The organism is Microcoleus sp. N9_A2 (assembly GCF_036701775.1).
Lineage (GTDB): Bacteria > Cyanobacteriota > Cyanobacteriia > Cyanobacteriales > Microcoleaceae > Microcoleus.
Map to the genome: position 1 here is coordinate 31,815 of NZ_JAUBRH010000010.1, position 22,776 is coordinate 54,590.

A 22,776-nucleotide genomic window follows, 5' to 3' on the forward strand; every position below is an offset into this window, starting at 1 on the left:
AAGCCCAAAGACAGGAGTTTAGAGGTTTAGACACTATTTGGGGAGATTATTGGGAGAAAGGAGAGAAAAAACCTATCCCAGAGCGCGCAGAACGCTGTAAATGTTTCTTAACAAAGCTTACGCCTTTTTGCAGTCAGAGCTTCCTGTTGCGAACAAACGCTCAACTAAGGGCGAAGCTATACGCGATCGTATGACCATCAGATGTATTACCCAAAAATAAAGCTGACGATCGCTCAAATATGAGGCAGGAATTTGATGCACCTGAAAAAGCCTGAATTAATTTAAGACATATAGCATATTATCCCACGGACGATCGTGGGAGAACTGGCGATCGTTCGTCAAAGCTCGCTCGACGTTGTAAAAACTGTTTAATGCCCGCAAAAATAATTACATATTTACAAAAATTATCGCAAGTTACCAGACTTTATACCCCCGAAACAAAGCGATAAATTTTAAGTAGGCTGTGGCTGTTGGTTTAAAAAACCCGACGCTGCCTAGGATGTTGTGGGGGCAGCTTAGCTGGTGTATAATTTATAACATATTTGCTAATTTTTCACTTTCCGTCCCAAGCTCAAAATATGCTAGGCTAGAATGTTTCCAAAGCTTAAGATACACCATGACGTATGTATCAATCATTAGAAGAGTCAGCCATTTCGACTAACCTATCTACGGAACCGTCCTCTCTAATTCTCATCGTGGATGACGATGCCTTGATGCGTTTGCAACTTCGACTGTATTTACAGAAGGAAAAATACCGAGTGGCTGAAGCTAATGATGGGTTGACAGGGCTAGCAGCTTATGAGGAAGTACATCCAGACCTCATCCTGCTAGATGCAGTGATGCCCACTATGGATGGTTTTGCTTGTTGTCAAAAATTATCTGAAGTGCCTGAGAGCGATCGCCCACCTATTTTGATGATTACTAGCTTGGAAGACAAAGAATCTGTCGATCGAGCGTTTGCAGCCGGAGCGGCTGACTATATAACCAAACCAATTCACTGGGCTGTTCTGCGACAGAGAGTGCGGCGGTTGATTCAGCAATTCCACTTGCAACAGCAACAAACCCTAATTTACAAGCAGCTAGAGGCCGCCAATCGACAATTAAAATACCTAGCGTCAATTGACGGTTTGACTCAGATTGCCAATCGCCGTCAGTTTGACCAACAGCTAGAAGACGAGTGGCGACGCATGACGAGGCAGCAAACTCCTTTGTCACTAATTTTGTGTGATATCGATTTCTTCAAGCCTTACAACGATACTTATGGACACCAAGCAGGCGATGTATGTTTACAGCAAGTTGCCGCAGCTCTCAATCGCAGTATTAATCGAGCGGGAGATTTAGTCGCACGTTATGGAGGTGAAGAATTTGTAGTGATTTTATCCGACACCGAGCTTGAGGGAGCAGTCCAAATCGTTAAGCAAATGCAGACTCGTATCCAAGCTTTAGCAATAGTACATAAGAGTTCTCCAAATCATTGCATTACGCTCAGCTTCGGTATTACCACTGTGATTCCCACCCAAGAGATCCTGCCAGAAACTTTAATTACTGCTGCCGATGCAGCACTTTATCAAGCTAAAGACCAAGGTCGTAACACTTTTTGTACCAAGATTCATACAGTTAATAAATTCACCCGTTAAATCATAAGGGGAAATACTATGCCTCTCGTAATTGGGAATAATTATTTATTAAAATTTTAGCGAAATATCAATTCCTGCCTGAGTAAGCCTTGATTTTAGTATTAAAGATTAAAGCCTAAATAATCGGTTGTGCGACCTTCATGGAAACTGTCAGGGATAGAACGAGAGTTTCTCTACGACGATTTTTTATCAAAATCAGTTTATATTCAGCAAGTAGCGATTCTAGAAGTTTATGGAAGGGGCTAGCTCAGTGCGTAATAAAAGATGGTTAGGTGCGATCGCCCTTCTCACTGGAGCGGGTTTTCTGGGCAACTATTTCAATTTGTCTCTTTTCTTTGGGGTTGATTTCCTCTTTGGCAGTATTGCAATACTGATTATTACTTACTACTTCGGCTGGGGCTGGGGAGGTTTTGCCAGTCTAATAGCAGGCAGTTATACTTATGTCCTTTGGAATCATCCATACGCCACCATTATTTTGGTAATTGAGGCTCTATTTGTAGGGTTTCTTTGCAAGCGCCAACATCCGAACCTCCTTTTATTTGATGGGATTTACTGGTTTTTAATTGGAATGCCTCTCGTTTGGCTTTTCTACGGTCAAATGCTGCACATGGAGGCGGGTCAAGTCCTGCTAGTTATGTGCAAACAAGCAGTCAACGGCATTTTTAATGCCTTAGTTGCCAGCTTAATCATTTCTTATGCGCCCATTCATCGGTGGGTTAGGCATTCAAAGCATCTCCATGCCCTCTCTTTACAACAAACTATTTTTCATCTGTTGGTTGCTTTTGTCTTTATTCCTGGACTGCTCCTATTAGTTATTGATGGTAGATACTGGGTCGCTCAAATTCAGACGAAGGTGCAAACTGAGTTACAAACAAACGGGACTAATCTCAGTAGCGCTGTATCTAGATGGCATGAGCGACATCTATTAGCTTTGAATACATTAGCTGAAAAATCACTCCTTCCGGAATCCACTACTGCTGCTAATCAAGCAATTCAATCATCCGAGCAACTGCAACAAGACATTAGCCTGATCGAGCAGTTGTTTCCCCATTTTGACAAAATTTATATTGCCGATGCCTCTGGAAAAGTTTTAGCTGCCTCTTCTCCTTTAAATCAAACCCGTGGGCGGTTGAGTGAACAAATCACCGAACATAAATCTCGAATTAGCCTGGTTCAAGAGCGGTTGAGACCTTGGATGACTCCTATCCACAACGATTTATTAATTGACGAACCTCATGTAGGATTGAATGTTCCCCTGCAAGTTCAAGGTCATTTCCTTGGCCTGATCCACGCTTCATTAGCATTGAGCCAGATCCAAGCTCTATACATTTTTCAGCAAAACAATCAGCAACTACGCATTACATTGCTGGATCAAAACAACCGACTGATTGCCAGTAATCAATCCGACCAAAAGCTTTTGAACACTGTTCAGGAGTCAAAAGATGGCAGCACTCGCACCTTAGAGGGAACCCTGCAGCAGTGGGTTCCTAGCAAGGGCAACTATCCGATGATCCGTTGGAAAAACTCTCTATATATACAGGAATTTACGATTACTCCTGAATTGAACTGGAGATTACGCTTAGAAATTCCCGCCGCTCCCTATGTAGAAAATTTACAAAACCGCTACAGGATAGATCTGATTATTCTTCTCGTGATCACAATGTTGGCATTTTTGTTGGCAACGCTGGTTAGCGAACGACTGGTCAAGCCGTTATCCTTTTTAGCTCTTGCGACTACTGACTTACCAAACAAGCTTTCAGAAAAAACATTTGAATGGAAACATAGTTCTGTTACTGAAATCAATGAGCTTGCTAGAAATTTTCAATTGATGGCGATCGCGCTAAATCAAAAATTTAGGGAGATTAAACACGCCAACACTACATTAGAACAGCGGGTTCAAGAACGAACGCAAAGATTATCCAAAATCAATCGCTCTCTAAAAGCTGAAATTAAGAGACGTAAACAAGCCGAAGCTGAACTAAGAACAAGAGAAGCGGCAATACGAGCTTTATATGAAGTCACTGCTACCCAAAATCTCAATTTTGAGCAGCGCATCCAAGCTTTGATTGACATGGGATGTCAGAATTTTGGGCTGGAAAGTGGAATGTTGGCTCGCGTGCAAGATAATCTTTATGAGGTGATGGTTGCACGATCGCCCGATCGAGTCCTGAAACCAGGTAATGTCTTTGATATTAACCAAACTTTGTGCTGTGAAGCTTTAGACACAAATGAACCCCTAACCATCGAACATATAGGCACCTCAAAATGGCGTTACCATCCTGCCTATCTTGCCCTTGGCATAGAAGCTTATATTGGAACACGAGTGTTAGTTGCAGGCAAAGTCTACAGTACCCTCAGCTTTTCTAGTAAATCTCCCCGTGCAGACAGCTTTAAATCTGCCCATGTAGAACTACTGAAGCTGATGGCTCAGTGGATTGGTAGTCAAATCGAACAACATCAGGCAGAAGTCGCTCTGCAAGCGAGTGAAGAGCGATGGCAACTCGCCCTACGTGGCAGTAATGATGGGGTATGGGATTGGAACCTCAACAGCAATGAAGTATTCTTGTCGGCTCGCTGGAAAGAGATGTTGGGCTACCAGGAGCAGGAAATCCCCAATCACTTAGAGGAATGGAGTAAACGAGTTCATCCCGACGATATCGGATGGGTGATGCAAGCCATTCAAGATCACTTTCAGCGCAAAACTCCCTTTTATATTACAGAACATCGAGTGCTTTGCAAGGATGGGAGCTACAAATGGATTTTGGCTCGAGGGCAAGCACTTTCGGATGCAGCGGGTAGAGTTGTGCGTATGACTGGTTCTCACAGCGATATTACCAACCGGAAAAAGTTAGAGCAGGAAATTAAAGCCAGAGAGCAATTATTGAATGCTTTCTTTAAAGGCTCTTCCCTAGCAGGGGTGGGGCTGTGTATATACGATCGGCAGTTGAGATTTTTACAAATAAATGAGGCACTAGCTGAAATTAATGGCCACTCTGTGGAGGCTCACTTAGGTAAGATAACCGATGAGATTTTGGGGGAATTTGCTCCTGGTATAAATGCACTGTTACAACAGGTTTTAACGACAGGAAAACCTTCCATCAGCTTGGAAATGAGTTCAGAAGTAACCAGTCAAACTGGTGCCAAACGCTACTGGCTAACTTCTCATTTCCCCATTTTCAAGGATGCAGAGCAGCCTGTAGCAGTGGGCTGCATTCTGATTGAAATTAGCGATCGCAAACGAGCCGAAGCGGAACTGCAACAAATGAGTGGGGCGCTAGCAAATGCCGTGGCAGGCATTTCTCGACTGGACTCTCAAGGGCGCTATGTCTCTATTAACGAAACTTATGCCGCCATCTGCGGATATCAGCCAGAGGAAATGCTAGGGATGGAATGGCAAAAAACTGTTCATCCTGAAGATGTTGAGAAGATGGTGGGTGCTTATCAACAGATGTTGAGAGATGGCAGAGTCGAAGCGGAAGCTAGGGGAATGCGAAAAAATGGCTCTAGCTTTTATAAACAAGTGGTGATGGTTTCTGCTTATGACGAGCAAAATGTGTTTGTCGGGCATCACTGCTTCATCAAGGATATTACCGATCGCAAGGAGGCAGAAGAAGCACTACAAAGACAGTTGCAAAAAGCCCTACTGCTGAAGCAAATTACCGAAGAAATTCGTCAAAGCCTCAATGCTCAGCAGATATTTGCAACGGCTGCTATTCAGATTGGGCAAGCTTTTGGGGTCAGTCGCTGCTTAATTAGTACATACCAGGACAATCCACTGCCTCAGTTTCCTATCGTGGCAGAGTATCTAGCAGTGGGGTCAGCGCCCAGCGGGGAGGATGATATTCTGGCCGCGATTTCTGCTTATACAAAACGGTTGATGGATCAAGATGAAGCCATCGCCTCCCCGGATGTCTATTGCGAATCATTGCTCACCTGTGCTCATTCAATTTGTACCAGTCTCAATTTGAGATCGACATTAGCAGTGCGAACCTCTTACCAAGGAGAACCGAATGGTGCGATTTGTTTGCACCAGTGCGATCGCTACCGTCATTGGACTACCGATCAAGTGGAGTTGCTAGAATCAGTGGCGGCTCAAGTAGGAATTGCCCTAGCTCAAGCCAAATTACTAGAGCAAGAAACTCGACAACGAGAAGAATTAACTCTGAAAAACTTTGCCTTGGAGCAAACTAGACGAGAAGCCGAAGCTGCAAACCGAGCCAAAAGTGAGTTTCTGGCGATGATGAGCCATGAAATTCGCACTCCGATGAATGCGGTTATTGGCATGACGGGACTACTGCTAGATACAACACTCAACGCTAAACAGCGAGATTTTATCGAGACAATTCGCAATAGTGGAGATACGCTTCTCAGCATCATCAACGACATCCTTGACTTCTCCAAAATTGAGTCGGGCAAGCTAGAGCTAGAAATGTATCCCTTGAGCTTGAGAGATTGCATAGAAAATGCGATCGACCAACTTGCAGTTAAAGCAGATGAGAAGGATATTGAGTTGGGCTACCTCATCCACCCTCAGACTCCTAAGTTGATTTTGGGTGATGTCACCCGTCTCCGTCAGATTCTAGTTAACTTGCTCAACAATGCGATTAAGTTTACTGAAACTGGGGAAGTTACCCTTTCCGTAGAAGCCTCTCTAGTTGATTCTGACAAAACAATTTCTGAGCCAGGTAACTTGTCAGAAAGCTTGTATGAAATCCAGTTTGCCATTCAAGACACAGGCATTGGTATTCCAGCCAATCGGCTCGATCGACTGTTCAAGTCTTTTAGTCAAGTAGATGCTTCGACGACTCGGCACTATGGAGGGACAGGTTTAGGTCTGGCGATTAGTAAACGACTTAGTGAAATGATGAACGGCATGATGTGGGTTGAGACCCGAGGTCACGTCGGAGGAACCCCTTCACCAAAATGGCAAGCCGCTAAGCCTCATCGACTCACAATTGGTTCCACCTTCTACTTCACGATTGTGGCATCCTCTGTTGCTACTGAGTTAGCCGAACCGATTGAAATGCTACCAGAATTATCGGGCAAGCATCTATTAATCGTCGATGATCTGCCCACTAACCGACAAATTCTGACGTTGCAAGCCCAGACTTGGGGGATGCAGATTCGGGCTGCCCAATCGGCTGTGGAAGCGCTTAACTGGCTTGAGCGTGGAGACACCTTTGATGTCGCTATTTTAGATATGCAAATGCCACAAATGGACGGCCTCACACTCGCCTCAGCCATCCATCAGCATCCTAAGTGCCACCGTTTACCCCTAGTGATGCTGACTTCAATGGGCAAACCAGAAGCCAGTTCTTCAGAGCTCTCCAGCCACTTTGCGGCTTGTTTAAGCAAACCCATAAAACAATCCCAACTTTATGAAGTCCTGACCCAAGTGCTACAAGCTCAACCGAAAAAAGTTCAACAACAGCTCCCTATATCTGTCCAGGATGATATGAAACTGGCCCAGAGACTGCCACTGCGAATTCTGTTAGCAGAAGATCATCTGGTGAATCAGAAGGTGGCACTGCTGCTGTTAGAGCGTTTGGGATACCGGGCAGATATTGCTGCCAATGGATTAGAAGTTTTGGAAGCCCTGAATCGCCAGCCTTATGATGTGGTGCTGATGGATGTACAAATGCCAGAGATGGATGGACTAGAAGCCAGCCGTCGTATTTGCCAGGAGTGGCCGGCTCATACTCGTCCCAGGATTATTGCCATGACGGCGAATGCCATGCAGGGCGATCGCGAGCTTTGTCTTGATGCTGGCATGAATGACTATATCAGTAAACCAATTCGAGTAGAGGCTCTCATCCAAGCGCTGAGTCAGTGTCCACCCAACCAGGAACAGCAGCAGGCCCAAAAGGAGGAATCAGATAGCAACCAGCCAGAAATTGATATGCCAGCGGTTGACCTCACAGAACTACAAGCCTTCTGTAGCAGCATCGATCAAGATTCAACCCAGATTTTGAGCTTGCTGGCGAACTGCTACTTTGAGGAATCTCTAAAGTTACTACAAGCTATGAAATTTGCGATCGCCCAAGCGGATACTCAAACCCTAAAGCGAGCCGCTCATACCCTCAAAGGCAGTAGTGCGAATCTAAGCGCGGCTCCTCTGGCTCAGCTTTGTGGCAGGTTAGAAGCCATGAGTACCTCTGGTGAACTAGATCAAGCCTCAACCCTTTTGGCTCAAATCGAGGTTGAGTACGATCGTGTCAAGAACACTCTCCAACAAGAACTACAAAAGACCGAAACTGATCTGTAAAAGTCAATTAAATAGGCATCTTTTGGCATCAGGACTTACGCAACTGTCACATCTCCGAAGTGACAAAAGAGAGATAATGACTGATAACTAATGACTAATGAGTAATGACTGCTGGCTGCTGTCGAAGAGGAATCTCGATCACAAACTCAGTACCTTGCCCCAATTCCGAATTGCATTTTAAAACGCCGCCGTGTTTCTCTACCACAATTTGGTAACTAATTGACAGTCCCAATCCTGTACCTTTCCCCACCGACTTAGTGGTGAAAAAAGGGTCAAATATCCGTTGTCTCATAGATTCCGAAATTCCCGTGCCGTTGTCAGAAATCCGAATCACCGCGCTAGGAACAGTACCATTAAGTTGACCGACAGCAGTATAGATTTTAATTTGAGGAACTACAGATTGACCAGCGAGCATCTTGTGCGATTCTAAAGCATCGATCGCATTCCCAATTACATTCATAAATACCTGATTCAACTGTCCAGCATAACACTCAACTACAGACAAAATGCCGTATTCTTTCACTAGCACAATGTTGGCACTGTCCGCGTTAGATTTCAGCCTGTGCTGTAAAATTAACAGCGTGCTGTCAATGCCGTCGTGAATATCAACCGCCTTCATTTGACTTTCGTCAAGACGAGAGAAATTCCTTAACGACAGAACTATTTGACGGATGCGATCGGCTCCCACCTTCATTGACAATAGCAACTTGGGCAAATCTTCTAGCAGAAATTCCAAGTCAATATCTTCGGCCAATTCGCTAATCTCAGGACTAGCATCGGGAGATTGCTGCTGGTAAAGTTCCAGCAAACTCAGTAAGCTAGCAGTATATTCACTAGCGTGATTGAGATTGCCGTAAATAAAATTAACCGGATTGTTGATTTCGTGAGCAATGCCGGCCACCAGTTGCCCCAAACCCGACATTTTTTCAGTTTGAATCAATTGAGCTTGAGTGTGCTGCAAATCCTTTAAATTTTGAGCTATTTGTTCTGCTTGGTGTCTGGTTTGAGCTAGCAAATCTGCTTGTTGGATAGCAACGCCTAATTGATTAGCAATCTGAGCTAAAAAGTTAACTTCTGAACTTTCCCAACAGCGGGCCCCAGAATGTTGATACGCTGTCAGTAAACCCCAAATTTCTTGTCTTACAAAAATCGGCGCGATCGCATAAGCCTTCACCTGAAATTGCTCTAAAATACCGACGTGACACTCGGAGTGATAAGCTTGATAGATATCGTCAACGGCTATAGTTTCATTATTTAGATACCTGCCGCCTTGGTTTGACTGCAAATAAGTATCTTGCCAAGCCGTATTGATACCTTCCCCTACCAATTTCATCCAGCCATTTTTTACAAACTCGGCAATATATTGACCGCTCCAATCAGGATTTAAGCGATAAACGGCTATTCTATCGACTTGCATAAACTGACAAACTTCTTGAGTAGCCGTCTTAAAAATTGCGTCGATATCGAGAGATTCCCGAATCTTTGCCACCACTTCAAACAGTATCCGCTGTTGCTCGGCTACCCACTGTAAATCAACTGATTGCTGCCGCGTTTTAGCCAACAAATCTGCTTGTTCTAATCCTACACTCAACTGAATTCCAACTTGCGTAGCAAACTGAATTTCCGAAGTGTTCCAATGGCGCAAACCGCTGCACTGGTGCACGCACAGCAAACCCCAAAGTTTGCTGCCATTCATCAGCGGCATAATCACCTGAGCTCTAATTTGAAATTGAGCTAAAAGAGCAGCATGGCAGTCTGAAAGTCCAGCATTTTCGACATCTGGTAGCACTTGAATCTGTCCCTGACTGTATTTTTTCGCATAGTTTTCGCTAAAGAAATGATCGCGAACTTTTACACCCATTGCCGAAGAAAAACCAGGCAAAACATCTTCGGTGATAAATTCGCCTTCATTAAACTTTAAACTAGGATCAAAGCGATAAATACCAACTCTATCGGCCTTTAAGATCCGCAGCATTTCTGTAGTTGTAGTACGAAAAATTGTATCTAAATCGAGAGATTCTCGAATCTTAGCAACTACCTCAAACAATATCCGCTCCTGCTCGGATGCCCGCTGCAACTCAACTGCTTGCTGCTGAGTTTGAGCGAGCAAATCTGCTTGTTCAAGGGCGATGCTGAGCTGAGCGGAAATTTGGGTAGCAAACTTAATTTCGGAAGATTCCCAGTTGCGGGGAGCCGAACACTGGTGCACGCACAGCAACCCCCAAAGGTCTTTGCCTTTCATCACCGGTGCAACTAAACTAGCTTTGACCTGAAATTGCTCTAATAGTTGCTCATAGCAATCTTGCAGTCCGGCTTGTCTAATGTCGGACATTGTGTGAACTCGTCCCTGAGAGTAGAGATTGGCATAGTTTTCTCCAAAGCAGCGATCGTGCACTTTGACTGCCATTACTGAGACAAAATCGGGCAAAACATCTTCGGCAACGAATTCGCCGTCGTTAAATTCCGACGCGGGATCGAAGCGGTAAACCGCAACTCGATCGGCATTTAAAGCCTGCCGCACTTCCTGGGACATCGTGCTAAAAATCTTGTTCAAGTCGAGGGATTGCCGCATTTTTGCGACCACTTCAAACAGCACTTGCTGCTGTTTCGTCAACTGCTGTAGTTGATCAGTCCGCTCTTGAACTTTATTTTCTAAATTAGTGTTAAGTGCGTCGATTTCTCGGTGCAGTTGGCAATGGTTAATAGCATTAGAAAAGTGGGTGCAAAAAATTTGGAGCAATTCAATTTCTTCAGCTTTCCATTCGCGAATTTGGGCAGTTTTTGACTCTTTCCAGGCTTCAAAAGATATCCGAGATTGGGCGAGCCGCCCGTCGCTATCAAACTGTCGAGCCCAGAGAGTTTCGGTGTCAAATTCTTCTCGAAAAATGGTCAAGTAACCGAATATTTGCTGGCGGGTTCTGAGCGGTACGATTAAAATGCTGCGAATTTTGGTCGATCGAAATGCAGGTTGCAGGCTTCTCAAATTGCTAATTTGGTACAAGTCGGGAATTGCCCAAACCTGTTGCTCGCCGGATTTAAAATATTCGTGCCAGACGCTGTATTGCTCCATCTGCGGGTATTTTGCCAAAATTTCCATCTTCGGCCCTGAGCCGCAAGTGTAGACTGTGAGTTCCCGATTCGAGTTATCTGAATAGGGAACTAGATTCGTAACCTTGATGCTGTCGGAAATGAATGGCGTGGCGAAAATGCACAGTCTGCCGCCGGCGGCGTCTAGTGCTGCTACCGATTCTACCAAAGCTGTTTGGAGTTCAATCGCAGGCTGGGAGTTAAGGGCTGCGGCGACGCGGTTGACGACAGCTTCCCGTTGAGCTTTCGCCCTCGCTTGGGCGAGGAGGGCTGATTGGGCTATGGCGACGCCGAGCTGATCTACCACCATCTGAACGCCTTGGAGTTCGTTTTCTTCCACACTCCGGGACTCGGAGTGGTGAGATACCAACAACCCCCAGAATTCTTCGCCGTGAAAAATTGGTACTACCAAGCAAGCCTTGACGCCCAGTGCAGTCAAGTATTCAGCGTGGCAGGGGTCAACCGCACGAAAGCGCATTTCGTCGTCGGGCCACAGTTTGCCGGCAACCGCCTCGCGGCGCGGACTTTGGCCTAGCTGCCCGGAATCTAGATCGACGATCGATCGCACCTGTACTTGCGCGAACAGTTCGCGGGCGTGAGGGGGAATATCGTCTGCTGGAAAATGCAGACCCAATAGGGAGGGCAAGCGGTTGCCGTTAATTGATTCGGCAATCACTTCACCGCTACCGTCGCTATGAAATTTGTAGATTTTTACTCTGTCTGTTCCCAAGAAGGATTGAACTTCCGCTGCTGTTGCGCTCAGAATTTCGGGTAGTTCTAGAGAGCGGCGAATGCGGTTGGCGATGCGTTCGAGCAAATTTGCTCGATCGAACCTCACCTTAACATTTTCGATCTTTAATGAGTCCATTATTAATTTTTTGCTTTCCTAGCAATAAAAGTAAGCGGCCCAAAAGTTTTGTGCCTGTTAAAAATTTCGGCAAGCACAGCCATTTAATAAAATATAAATATCCTGATGGCGATCGTCGATTAGTTTTGCACCTGTAGCGATCTGCCTTAAAATTGCAACTTTCCATTGCAACTTTCCATTGTGGGGGATTAAAACTTTTGTACTTTAAATATAAACTTTGTAGCGCCTGCCTTGCAAGCTCTTTACCCCAACGGATTAAAATTGTCAAGTTTCAAGACTTGCAGAGTCAATCACCGCCACCGATGAAGGTTGCACCGAAATATCTCAGTCCCGGATGGAAAAGCTCGCTGAGGAACGAGCTGACGGAAAGAAACAGCATTGAATTCAACAGGTTAACTCAGAAACCGGGTTTCTACGTGTAGGATTGTATCTGCTGCTAGGGGGCTCGGAGAACAGTCGATCGACCGCAACATCGCTTTTTCCAGATATTAAAGCAAAAAAAGCTCCCGCGGTTAAGCAGGAGCTTTTTTCGATTAGACAATCAAATCAGAAATAAGTTCGATCGATTAGTCTAAGTCTGGCATAGAAAGTACCGCTTCATTTTCGCGATCGATACCCTTCTCAAAGCCAGCGACAGCCGCGCGAGCGCGACCAGCGTGCCACAAGTGGCCGACCAAGAAGAAGAAACCCATCACAAAGTGGAAACAGGCCAGCCAAGAACGAGGTGACGTATAGTTAAACGCGTTAACTTCCGTTGCCAAGCCGCCCACAGAGTTCAAAGAACCCAAAGGAGCGTGAGTCATGTACTCAGCAGCGCGGCGAGCTTGCCAAGGCTGAATATCGTTCTTGATTTTGTTCAAGTCCAAACCGTTAGTACCGCGCAAGGGTTCCAACCAAGGGCCTTGGAAATCCCAGAAACGCATCGTTTCACCGCCGAAAATGATTTCGCCAGTAGGAGAACGCATCAGGTATTTACCCAGACCGGTGGGGCCTTGTGCAGAACCGACGTTAGCACCCAAGCGTTGGTCGCGGATCAGGAAGGTCAAAGCTTGCGCTTGAGAAGCTTCCGGGCCCGTCGGGCCGTATAATTCGCTGGGGTAAGCAGTGTTGTTGAACCAGACAAAGCAGCAAGCGATGAAGCCCATCAGGGACAAAGCACCCAAGCTGTAAGACAGGTAAGCTTCGCCAGACCAGATTAAGGCGCGGCGAGCCCAGCCGAAAGGCTTGGTCAAAATGTGCCAAACACCACCAGCGATACAAATCAGGCCGAGCCAGATGTGACCGCCGATGATGTCTTCCATGTTGTTGACGCTGACAATCCAGCCTTCGCCGCCGAAAGGAGAGCGAACCAAGTAGCCAAAAATCACGGCCGGATTCAGAGTGGGGTTCGTGATAATACGCACGTCGCCGCCACCCGGAGCCCAAGTGTCATAGACACCGCCGAAGAACATGGCCTTAGCTACCAGCAGCAAGCAACCGCCACCCAACAAAATTAGGTGATAGCCGATGATGTTGGTCATCTGGTTCTTGTCTTTCCAGTCGTAGCCGAAGAAAGAAGAGTATTCTTCAAGAACTTCCGGGCCGCGAACGGCGTGATAAATGCCGCCCAAACCGAGAACAGCAGATGAAATCAAGTGAAGAACGCCGACTACGAAGAACGGGAAGATATCCGTAACTTCACCGCCGGGGCCGACGCCCCAACCCAAAGTAGCGATGTGGGGCATCAAGATTAAGCCCTGTTCGTACATGGGCTTTTCTGGGATAAAGTGAGCGACTTCAAACAAAGTCATTGCACCGGCCCAGAACACGATCAAACCAGCGTGAGCGACGTGTGCGCCCAGCAGTTTGCCGGAGAGATTGATTAAACGAGCGTTGCCAGACCACCAAGCGAACCCGGAGGATTCTTGGTCGCGACCGCTTGCGTAGGAATTAGAGAGCGTTACCACGCGGTAGAACCTCCAACGATTTTAGATTTTGGATTTTGGGTTTTTTTGTTCCCTAGTAGGGCACGGTATCACCGCGCCTGCGCCGGGGAATAGGGATTTGGATTTCAATTTCAGTTTAAAAAATTTAAATTAATCTGAAATCCAAATCCAGATTTTTTTAAAGTGCGTTACCGCGAGGCAGAACTTCTTCAGGGAAGATGAAGTTTTCGTGGGGTTGGTCAGTCGGAGCCATCCAAGCACGAATGCCTTCGTTAAGCAGAATGTTCTTAGTGTAGAACGTTTCAAACTCAGGATCTTCAGCAGCGCGCAATTCTTGGGATACAAAGTCATAGGCGCGCAGGTTTAATGCTAAACCGACGATGCCAATGGAGCTCATCCACAAGCCTGTGACAGGTACGAACAGCATGAAGAAGTGCAACCAGCGTTTGTTGGAGAAGGCAATTCCGAAGATTTGCGACCAAAAACGGTTGGCTGTCACCATCGAGTAGGTTTCTTCTGACTGAGTTGGGTTGAAGGCGCGGAAGGTGTTAGCACCTTCGCCGTCTTCAAACAGAGTGTTTTCCACGGTTGCACCGTGAATAGCGCACAACAGCGCGCCGCCCAAGATGCCTGCAACGCCCATCATGTGGAAGGGGTTGAGCGTCCAGTTGTGGAAGCCTTGCAGGAATAGCAGGAACCGGAAAATTGCTGCGACGCCGAAACTGGGGGCGAAGAACCAGCCTGATTGACCCAAGGGGTAAAGCAGGAACACCGAAACAAACACGGCGATGGGGCCGGTGAATGCTAGGGCGTTGTAGGGACGGATGCCTACCAAACGGGCGATTTCGATCTGACGCAGGCAAAAGCCGATCAGTGCGAAGGCGCCGTGGAGGGCGACAAATGTCCACAAACCACCGAGTTGGAACCAGCGGGTGAAGTCCCACTGTGCTTCGGGGCCCCACAGGAACAGCAGGGAGTGTCCGAGGCTGTTGGCTGGGGTGGATACTGCTACGGTGAGGAAGTTGGCTCCTTCGAGGTAGGAGCTTGCCAAACCGTGGGTGTACCAGGATGTGACGAAGGTGGTGCCTGTTAACCAGCCACCGATGGATAGGTAGGCGCAGGGGAATAGCAGGATGCCAGACCAGCCTACGAAGACGAAGCGATCGCGTTTGAGCCAGTCGTCGAGTACATCAAAGATGCCTCTTTCGGTCTGGGCGCGTCCGACTGCGATTGTCATTGCGGTAAAATCCTCTTGCTTGTTAAAAGACCAAGGTTTCTAATTAAAGTTAACATAACTATATATTATAAGTTCATTAATTTTCAACTAGAACGGCAGGAGTTGATACAGAATCGCGATCGGTCGATAGTGATCGCGCTAGCCAAGCGTGACGCTCGGTGGGCTAATTGAATTAAGATTTGGCTTTAAGGCTGTTTAATTTTATGACTGCAAAAACAATGACCTCGATCGATTCTGTCCTGCGCTACCCGGTTTTGGGCTCCCGCCGCTTCAGCAATTACTGGTGGGCGACGGTGGTCAGCATGGGAGGGACTGGTTTCCTGCTGTCGGGCCTTTCCAGCTACTTGCACGTTAACCTGCTGCCTTTTGCTGACCCGACTCAGCTCATTTTCATCCCCCAAGGCATTGCGATGAGTTTCTACGGTGTCTGCGGTGTGCTGTTGGCGCTTTACCTGTGGCTGACTGTTCTGTGGGATGTCGGCGGCGGTTACAACGAATTTGATCGACAAACTGGTAACATTCGGATCTTTCGCTGGGGTTTTCCCGGCAAAAACCGCAAAGTTGATTTTAATTGCAAGACATCGGACGTGCAATCTGTGCGGGTGGACATTAAAGAAGGTCTCAGTCCCCGTCGCAGTATTTATCTTAAGCTCAAAGACCGCCGTCAGTTTCCCCTGACTAGAGTCGGACAGCCGATTGCTTTGTCTGAAGTGGAAAATCAAGCGGCCGAATTGGCTCGATTTTTGCAAGTTCCCCTAGAAGGACTATAGGGATTTTCGATGTGCGATTTTAGATTTTAGATTGGTAATGTCTCGTAGGGTGCGCCGGGCCGCGCACCTTACCTACCTGGTAAGTGAAAAATATCGCTCTGCGAGTAAGCCCGTTACCAATTTTTGAATCTATCAATTAACAATACTTCGGATAGTTTTTGATGTCCAACCGTAGAATAAGGGTTTCAAGGCGATTAGGCAAGTTCGCTATCCAAGGAAAATCGATTGTTTCAGACTACGAACTAAAAACAGTTCGGACTATTGAATTAAAATCTTTAGTTGCAAAGTCCGTAATTGACTCAAAGTGAAAATACAAATGCAAATGCAAATCAAAATTCAGCGGTGGTTGTTCTCACTTTTAATAATTGGCGCGTTGTTTGTCGGAGGATGCGGTAGTTCTCCTGTGGCAAACTCGACTCCGACATCGAATCCGGCGTCGGGTGAAAATATTTCTTTGTCTCCCTCTCCTTCTCCTGCTGCTGTAGCGGCGAGTTCGCAATTTAGCAATTTGCCACGATTGGAAGGAAAAGCAACGGTGGTGATGACGGTTAAAGGTGCTCCAATTACGATCGAACTCGACGGCACAAATGCGCCAATTACTGCGGGCAATTTTGTCGATTTGGTTCAGAAAGGAGTCTACGACGGGCTGGTATTTCACCGAGTCGTGCGGGAACCTCAGCCTTTTGTAGTTCAGGGCGGCGACCCCCAGGGCAAAGACCCTAAATTCCCTACAGCGCGACTGGGAACTGGCGGTTTTATTGACCCGAAAACTTCGGCAGAACGCAGGATTCCTCTGGAAATTAAAGCTAAAGGTGCTGCCAATCCGACTTATAGCCAAACGCTAGAAGAAGCTGGGGTTAAGGAGAAACCCGTGTTAATGCACACTCGCGGGGCTGTGGCTATGGCTCGATCGCAGAGTCCTGATTCGGCTTCTTCTCAGTTTTACTTTACTTTGACCGATGTACCGTTTTTGGACGGTAGCTATGCAGTTTTTGGGTACGTGAAACAAGGCATGGATGTGATTGATAAGATTGAAGCGGGCGATCGCATTGAGAAGGCTACCGTTACTCAGGGTTTGGAAAATTTTAAGGCTGCTAGCTGAAGGTAGTCATTAGTCATTAGTCAGCAGTCATTAGTGAATGGATGTTGTTGTTACTGGAATTGGTCTTGTTTCGGGTTTAGGGACTCTGGAAACGGGCTGGAAAAGACTGCTGTCTGGAGAATGTGGAATCGATCGGCATCAACCTTTTTTAGAACTTGAACGGCGACCTTTGGCTTTAATTGGCAAAAAACCTGTCGATTTAATAACTTTAATTAGGCAGGTTTTAGCAGATGCTTTGCAAGATGCTAATTTGACTTTGCCTTTACCTGATTGCGGGGTTGTGATCGGTTCTAGCCGAGGCTTCCAGGCAAATTTAGAACAGTTAGCAAGCGAAGGAAGAAGCAAGAAGGAAGAAGAAAAAGGGAAGAAGAAAGAGGGAAGGGAATTACCGATTACCGATTATCGATTAGTGAATTTTTTGCCTCACATGGGGGCGATCGCAGCGGCGAGGGCAATTGGTTCGACGGGGCCGGTATTGGCGCCGATGGCTGCTTGTGCGACGGGCCTACAGTCGATCGCCCGTGCTGTTGATTTAATCCGCACTGGTGAGTGTCAGCGGGCGATCGCAGGTGCTGTGGAAGCGCCTATAACACCGCTGACTCTGGCTGGATTTAGCCGGATGGGTGCTTTGGCAAACAATGGGTGCTATCCGTTTGATGAAAATCGTGAAGGCTTTGTACTCGGTGAAGGCGGGGCTTTATTTGTATTAGAATCCGCCCAATTGGCAAGGCGTCGTGGTGCTAAAATCTACGGTCGAGTTTCCGGTTTTGGCTTGACAAATGATGCTTGCCATGCTCATGCGCCGGAGCTGGGGGGGGAAAGTGCGATCAGGGCGGTAAATCAATGTTTGAAACGCAGCAATTTAGCGGCGGTTGATATAGATTTTATTCATGCTCACGGTACTGCAACTGAGTTAAATGACCGACACGAAGCACTGTTAATTGAGAAGTTATTTCACCGAGGAGTTGCTGTTAGTTCGACTAAGGGGGCTACGGGTCATACTTTGGGAGCTTCGGGAGCTTTGGGCGCGGCTTTTTGTTTGATGAGTATTAAATATCAGATGTTGCCGCCTTGCGTTGGAATGAAAAAACCGGGGTTTGAATTAGATTTTGTTCGCTGTTCGCGATCGGCTATTGTCAGAAATGCGGTTTGTTTAAGTTTTGGCTTTGGCGGGCAGAATGCTGCGATCGTTTTATCGGGAGAGCGTTAATTTTTGTAAACTCGGTCGATCGGCATTTAAATTACACAATCTCTCTACAGTTAAAATCTTCTGAGGTAGCCGGAGAACCCCCTGCGAATCCAATTTAAATCTAAAAAATAGTACAATACTTATGTATTTGAGTCAATCAACTGAGAGTTTTGGTGAGATTACTGCTGCTGCTATGCTAGTCTGGCTCTCCATGCCGACCCAGATCCTTGCGTCCAAGCCTGGGATGTCAGAAAATAGAGGCAGATTAAAGCAGTATTGTATTTTATTAACGCATCGATGCCGATCGGCGAAAATAGAAGAAAGAAACTGTTTAAATTAAGTCTCAGGTATTTTAACATGGATCTGGCATCTCATCGATTTATGTCTTATTTTGAACCAGAGCAAGCTGCTCACCTGTGCCAAATAGCTGTTTTGGAGAGTTTTGCTGAGGAAACGCTGGTTTTTGAAGAAGGAGAAACAGCGGATTTTTTCTATCTAGTTTTAGAAGGTAAAGTCGAGTTTAGCAAGCGGCTTGAAAACAATAAATATCAAACTGTTGCTGTGGCTAAGCCAGAGGATTATTTTGGCGAACTCGGAATTTTAGACGGAGAGCCACGCAGTGCTAGAGCTGTGGCAGTTGCAGGCTCGACTTTGGCTAAAATAGCCCGTGAAGAACTAATAAAAACTCTCCAGTTTGCTAAAGGCAGTTCGGTACTGCAAATGTTTAGTTTCATTACTAAAAATTTACGGGATACGACGGATCAATATGTTAGCCAGTTGGTACACAAACAAAAAATGGTATTGGTAGGAGAAATGGTGAGTACAATTATTCACGATTTCAAAAGTCCTTTTACCGGAATTAGACTCTCCAGTGAAATACTCAAAGAAATGCACCCAGATGAGGAAACTCAGGAGTGGTGTGAACTTATTCAATTGCAGGTTCATCGAATGTTGGGGATGGCTGAAGAAGTATTAGAATTTTCGCGCGGTAATTCTGTATTAAATAAAAAACAAGTTAATCTAATTCAGACGTTGCAGCAGTTTGAAAAGTTGAACAGAGTTTATTGTGAAGCAGCAAAAGTAGATTTAACAGTACGGGTGACAGAAGTAATAGTGGAAGCGGATGAAAATAAGATTTTGCGCGTTTTACAAAATTTAGTTGGGAATGCTGTTGAGGCTTTTGGCGGAAGAGGGGGTCGGGTGGAGATTGCGGTGACACAAAGTGAGGAGTGGGCAGAAATTAGCATTTACGATAACGGCCCAGGCATTCCACCGACAATTAAGGAAAAGTTATTTGAACCGTTTGTGACTTATGGCAAGCGGACTGGTACTGGGTTGGGAACGGCAATTGTTAAGTCGATCGTTGAGGCTCACAAAGGGAAAATTACTTATGAGTCAGAGGACGGAAAAGGCACAATTTTTTACATCAGCTTGCCGAAAAGCATGGCTTTAGCAAATAAAAATTAAGTAGGTAGGAAGATATATATTTAGGACTTTCTCACTCAGCCTCAGAGACTTGGTTGATGAATAGATATCTTGTTATAAAAAAATATTTTTCTAATAAACCGGGTTTAAGAGCGTAAGTCCTAATACTGTGTAGCGACTTGCAGAATCAAGTAGAATTGAATTAACGCAGCGCTAAAAATCTGATGCCAGTTACTATTCAAACCTTACCCACAGAAGTTATCAATTTAATTGCCGCCGGCGAAGTGATTGACTCGATCGCCGCTGCGGTACGAGAATTAGTTGAAAATTCTCTGGATGCTGGCGCAACTCGTATCGTTGTGTCTGTTTGGCCCGAACAGTGGCGGGTGCAAGTTGCAGATAATGGTACGGGAATGGATCTGGAAAATTTGCGGCAGGCGGCTTCGCCCCACAGTACGAGCAAAATTACCACTGAAGCTGACCTTTACAAAATTGATACTTTGGGATTTCGTGGGGAAGCTTTGCACAGTTTAGCTCAGTTGGGCTGTTTGGAGGTTTTGAGCCGATCGAATGATTTGGGATTGGGGGATTTTTCGGAAAATCGAGAATCGGCGCAAACCCCCGCCAAATCATCCTTTAACAAGGGGGGAGTTGAAAATGCTCGATCGGGATGGCGGGTGGTTTACAACAACGCAGGCGTTGCTGTGGAGGTGGAAACAGCGGCGATCGCTCCTGGTACGGTGGTGACTGTTGATAATTTGTTTGGCAATTGGCCTGTGCGCCGCAGTTTTTTGTCGCCGGCACAGCAAATGCGATCGATCCAATTAACCCTTCAGCAAATTGCTATTTGTCACCCGCACGTTAATTGGCAGTTGCGTCAAGGAAATACGCCTTGTTTGCACGTAACTCCTGGTAGCACAGCAGAACAACTTTTACCTCAATTCGTGCGCGGTGTGCGATCGAGCGATTTGCAGTATTTAAAGTTAGATTTGCCTGCGAGTCCTCAAAATCAGAAAGCAGCAAATTTCTTGGTAGAAACTCAACTTGTGGGCGCTACAGTTAAGCCTAATTACCAATTCCCAGTTGCTACTTCCCAATTCCAAATGCCCAATTCCCAGTTTTTAGAATTAGTAATTGGTTTGCCCGATCGCTGTCACCGCAGGCGGCCGGATTGGGTGAAAGTTGGGGTAAATCGGCGAGTTGTGCGATCGCCCGAATTAGAGCAAACGATTCTCAGCGCCTTTGCCCGCACTTGTCCCCGCGATCGCTATCCCGTGTGTTTTGTCCACCTGCAAATCTCCCCTTCGGAAATCGACTGGAACCGCCACCCCGCTAAGGTGGAAATTTATCTGCATGATCCGAGTTTTTGGCAAGAACAAGTTAGCGCAGCAATCGATCGGGCTTTGCACCTGAATGATGAGGTTTTGCCGGCTGCGCCAATTCCCGATCGAGTGGGACAATTGCTGAAGGCGTCGGAACAAAAAAGTGCTTACAGTGTCGGGATTTCTGCTCGACAGAATGATGACGGCAGCGAAGAGGCAAAACGTAATAAAATAGGATTGATGGAACTGAGGGCGATCGCTCAAGTTCACAATACTTACATTGTTGCGGAACATCCCAGCGGAATGTGGTTGGTGGAACAACACATCGCTCACGAGCGCGTTTTGTACGAGCAATTGTGCGCGGATTGGCAGCTAAAATATCTCGAAAAACCAGTGATTCTCAGTCAATTATCGGCGCTGCAAATTGAAAATTTATCCCGCTTGGGTTTGGAAGTAGAAACTTTTGGAGAACAGCTATGGGCGGCGCGGGAAGTTCCTGAATTGTTAGCTCTTCGAGATGATTGTGCGGATGCGCTTTTTGAACTCAGTAAAGTCGCAGATTTGCAAGCGGCTCAAGTCGCTACTGCTTGCCGCAGCGCTATGCGAAACGGTACTCCTTTGAGTCTTTCCCAAATGCAAAATTTGTTGGATGAATGGCAGCAAACTCGCAATCCGCGCACTTGTCCTCACGGCCGCCCTATCTATTTTGCTTTGGAAGAATCGACGCTGGCTCGGATTTTTCGTCGCAGTTGGGTGATTGGCAAAAGTCACGGGATTTGAAGGTTAAAAGTTAAGCTGTAAGGTGTGCGTTACATACAGGACTGTTTTTTTTGAACCGCAGAGGGCGCAGAGAACGCAGAGAGGAAGAGAAGAGAGATGTTTTTAATATTTTTTTGGGCAACTGGATATTCGTATAAAATGTCAATTAAAATCAAATCAATCATAAATATGGATTTTCCGATCGCCCGACAACTATTTTATCGAGAAATAAATCAGCCTGATGGCTCGATCGACCTGGCGAAAGCTGCTCTTTATATGGCTTTGGAAGAATACCCCAATTTGGAGCCAGAGGAGTATCTAAACGCTCTCGACACGATCGCAGATGAAGTGCGCGATCGCCTGCCGGCACAGAATTATCCGCTGCGGATTATTCAAACTATTAACGCCTATTTATATGGGGAGTTGCAGTTTTCGGGCAATGATGCTGATTATTACGATCCCCGCAATAGCTTTTTGAATGAAGTGATCGATCGGCGTACTGGTATTCCGATCTCTTTATCTTTGGTTTATTTGGAGGTTGCTAAGCGGATTGATTTTCCGATGGTGGGTATTGGGATGCCGGGACATTTTTTAATTAGACCGGATTTTGAAGATGCTGGTATTTTTGTTGATGCGTTTAACGGCGGGGAGATATTATTTCCTGAAGATTGTCAAGCCAGACTTTCTCAAATTTATGGGCAACCTATGGAGTTGCAGCCGACTTTTCTCGCCCCGATAAGTCGCCGGCATTTGTTGGGGAGAATGCTGGGAAATCTGAAGGCGATTTATTTGCAACAGCGAGATGCTTTGAGGGTGCTTTTGGCGATCGAACGGATTTTGCTGCTGTTTCCCGATGCGCTGGGGGAACGGCGCGATCGCGGAATTCTCTACTATCAACTGGGGCGCTTGGCCGAGGCGCGCCACGATTTGGAACTATATCTGAGAAATGCTCCTAATGCTCCTGATGCTGCTAGAATTCGCCAACTGGTCGATCAGCTCGATCGGGATATGTGAACTTAAATTTGGTATCGATCGCACACTATAAGCCGTGAAAGCGACATTCAATAAACTGCTGCCCCACGACTCAATTTCGCTTTTATAATTTTTGCAAAGGTATCTAAAATTGTCAAACCGCTAATTATAACATATTAATGGTCAATTAATACCTATCTTTTGATAGGTTAAATTTG

At 46.1% G+C, this 22,776-nt stretch carries 11 protein-coding genes; 8 read left to right on the forward strand and 3 right to left on the reverse strand.

All coding sequences use genetic code 11. The features are described 5' to 3' along the window. Positions 1-623 precede the first annotated feature (623 nt). Both QUA44_RS08555 and QUA44_RS08560 read left to right on the forward strand, forming a co-directional pair. A complete protein-coding gene (locus tag QUA44_RS08555) occupies positions 624-1,637 on the forward strand; it encodes a PleD family two-component system response regulator (protein ID WP_333255147.1) in 1,014 nt (337 codons plus the stop codon). Positions 1,638-1,869: 232 nt separating this feature from the next. Further along, a complete protein-coding gene (locus QUA44_RS08560; protein WP_445243696.1) occupies positions 1,870-7,902 on the forward strand; it encodes a response regulator in 6,033 nt (2,010 codons plus the stop codon). A 94-nt stretch (positions 7,903-7,996) separates the two neighbouring features. Here QUA44_RS08560 and QUA44_RS08565 read toward each other — a convergent pair whose 3' ends face one another. The 3 genes from QUA44_RS08565 to psbD form a co-directional block, all read right to left on the reverse strand. Further along, complete coding sequence (locus tag QUA44_RS08565; protein ID WP_333255151.1) at positions 7,997-11,857, reverse strand: GAF domain-containing protein; 3,861 nt, start codon at positions 11,855-11,857, stop codon at positions 7,997-7,999. A gap of 566 nt (positions 11,858-12,423) precedes the next feature. Then, positions 12,424-13,803: a photosystem II reaction center protein CP43 gene (psbC, locus tag QUA44_RS08570; RefSeq protein WP_333255153.1), complete on the reverse strand. Its 1,380-nt coding sequence runs from the start codon at positions 13,801-13,803 to the stop codon at positions 12,424-12,426. 157 nt (positions 13,804-13,960) lie between these two features. Then, the gene (psbD, locus tag QUA44_RS08575) at positions 13,961-15,019 is read right to left on the reverse strand and encodes a photosystem II D2 protein (photosystem q(a) protein) (RefSeq protein WP_333256028.1); all 1,059 of its coding nucleotides are present in this window, start codon (positions 15,017-15,019) and stop codon (positions 13,961-13,963) included. A 203-nt stretch (positions 15,020-15,222) separates the two neighbouring features. Between psbD and QUA44_RS08580 the strand changes: the two genes are divergently transcribed. From QUA44_RS08580 to QUA44_RS08605, 6 genes are all read left to right on the forward strand, one after another. After that, positions 15,223-15,789 (forward strand): photosystem I assembly protein Ycf4, encoded by a 567-nt coding sequence (locus QUA44_RS08580; RefSeq protein WP_333251357.1) that lies wholly within the window; start codon positions 15,223-15,225, stop codon positions 15,787-15,789. Between the two features lie 316 nt (positions 15,790-16,105). Next, positions 16,106-16,891 (forward strand): peptidylprolyl isomerase, encoded by a 786-nt coding sequence (locus QUA44_RS08585; protein ID WP_445243660.1) that lies wholly within the window; start codon positions 16,106-16,108, stop codon positions 16,889-16,891. Positions 16,892-16,928: 37 nt separating this feature from the next. After that, positions 16,929-18,101, forward strand: coding sequence for a beta-ketoacyl-ACP synthase (locus QUA44_RS08590; protein WP_333251351.1), 1,173 nt, complete (start codon positions 16,929-16,931; stop codon positions 18,099-18,101). 336 nt (positions 18,102-18,437) lie between these two features. After that, positions 18,438-19,547: an ATP-binding protein gene (locus QUA44_RS08595; protein ID WP_333251349.1), complete on the forward strand. Its 1,110-nt coding sequence runs from the start codon at positions 18,438-18,440 to the stop codon at positions 19,545-19,547. 182 nt (positions 19,548-19,729) lie between these two features. Further along, positions 19,730-21,607, forward strand: coding sequence for a DNA mismatch repair endonuclease MutL (gene mutL, locus QUA44_RS08600; RefSeq protein WP_333251346.1), 1,878 nt, complete (start codon positions 19,730-19,732; stop codon positions 21,605-21,607). Positions 21,608-21,775: 168 nt separating this feature from the next. Further along, a complete protein-coding gene (locus QUA44_RS08605; RefSeq protein WP_333251371.1) occupies positions 21,776-22,600 on the forward strand; it encodes a transglutaminase family protein in 825 nt (274 codons plus the stop codon). Positions 22,601-22,776 lie beyond the last annotated feature (176 nt).

Coding starts and splice junctions, on each gene's coding strand:
- QUA44_RS08590 (WP_333251351.1), top strand. CDS start 16,929: ATGGATGTTGTTGTTACTGGAATTGGTCTTGTTTCGGGTTTAGGGACT.
- QUA44_RS08555 (WP_333255147.1), top strand. CDS start 624: ATGTATCAATCATTAGAAGAGTCAGCCATTTCGACTAACCTATCTACG.
- QUA44_RS08580 (WP_333251357.1), top strand. CDS start 15,223: ATGACTGCAAAAACAATGACCTCGATCGATTCTGTCCTGCGCTACCCG.
- mutL (WP_333251346.1), top strand. CDS start 19,730: ATGCCAGTTACTATTCAAACCTTACCCACAGAAGTTATCAATTTAATT.
- psbD (WP_333256028.1), bottom strand. CDS start 15,019: ATGACAATCGCAGTCGGACGCGCCCAGACCGAAAGAGGCATCTTTGAT.
- QUA44_RS08585 (WP_445243660.1), top strand. CDS start 16,106: ATGCAAATGCAAATCAAAATTCAGCGGTGGTTGTTCTCACTTTTAATA.
- QUA44_RS08560 (WP_445243696.1), top strand. CDS start 1,870: ATGGAAGGGGCTAGCTCAGTGCGTAATAAAAGATGGTTAGGTGCGATC.
- QUA44_RS08605 (WP_333251371.1), top strand. CDS start 21,776: ATGGATTTTCCGATCGCCCGACAACTATTTTATCGAGAAATAAATCAG.
- QUA44_RS08595 (WP_333251349.1), top strand. CDS start 18,438: ATGGATCTGGCATCTCATCGATTTATGTCTTATTTTGAACCAGAGCAA.
- QUA44_RS08565 (WP_333255151.1), bottom strand. CDS start 11,857: ATGGACTCATTAAAGATCGAAAATGTTAAGGTGAGGTTCGATCGAGCA.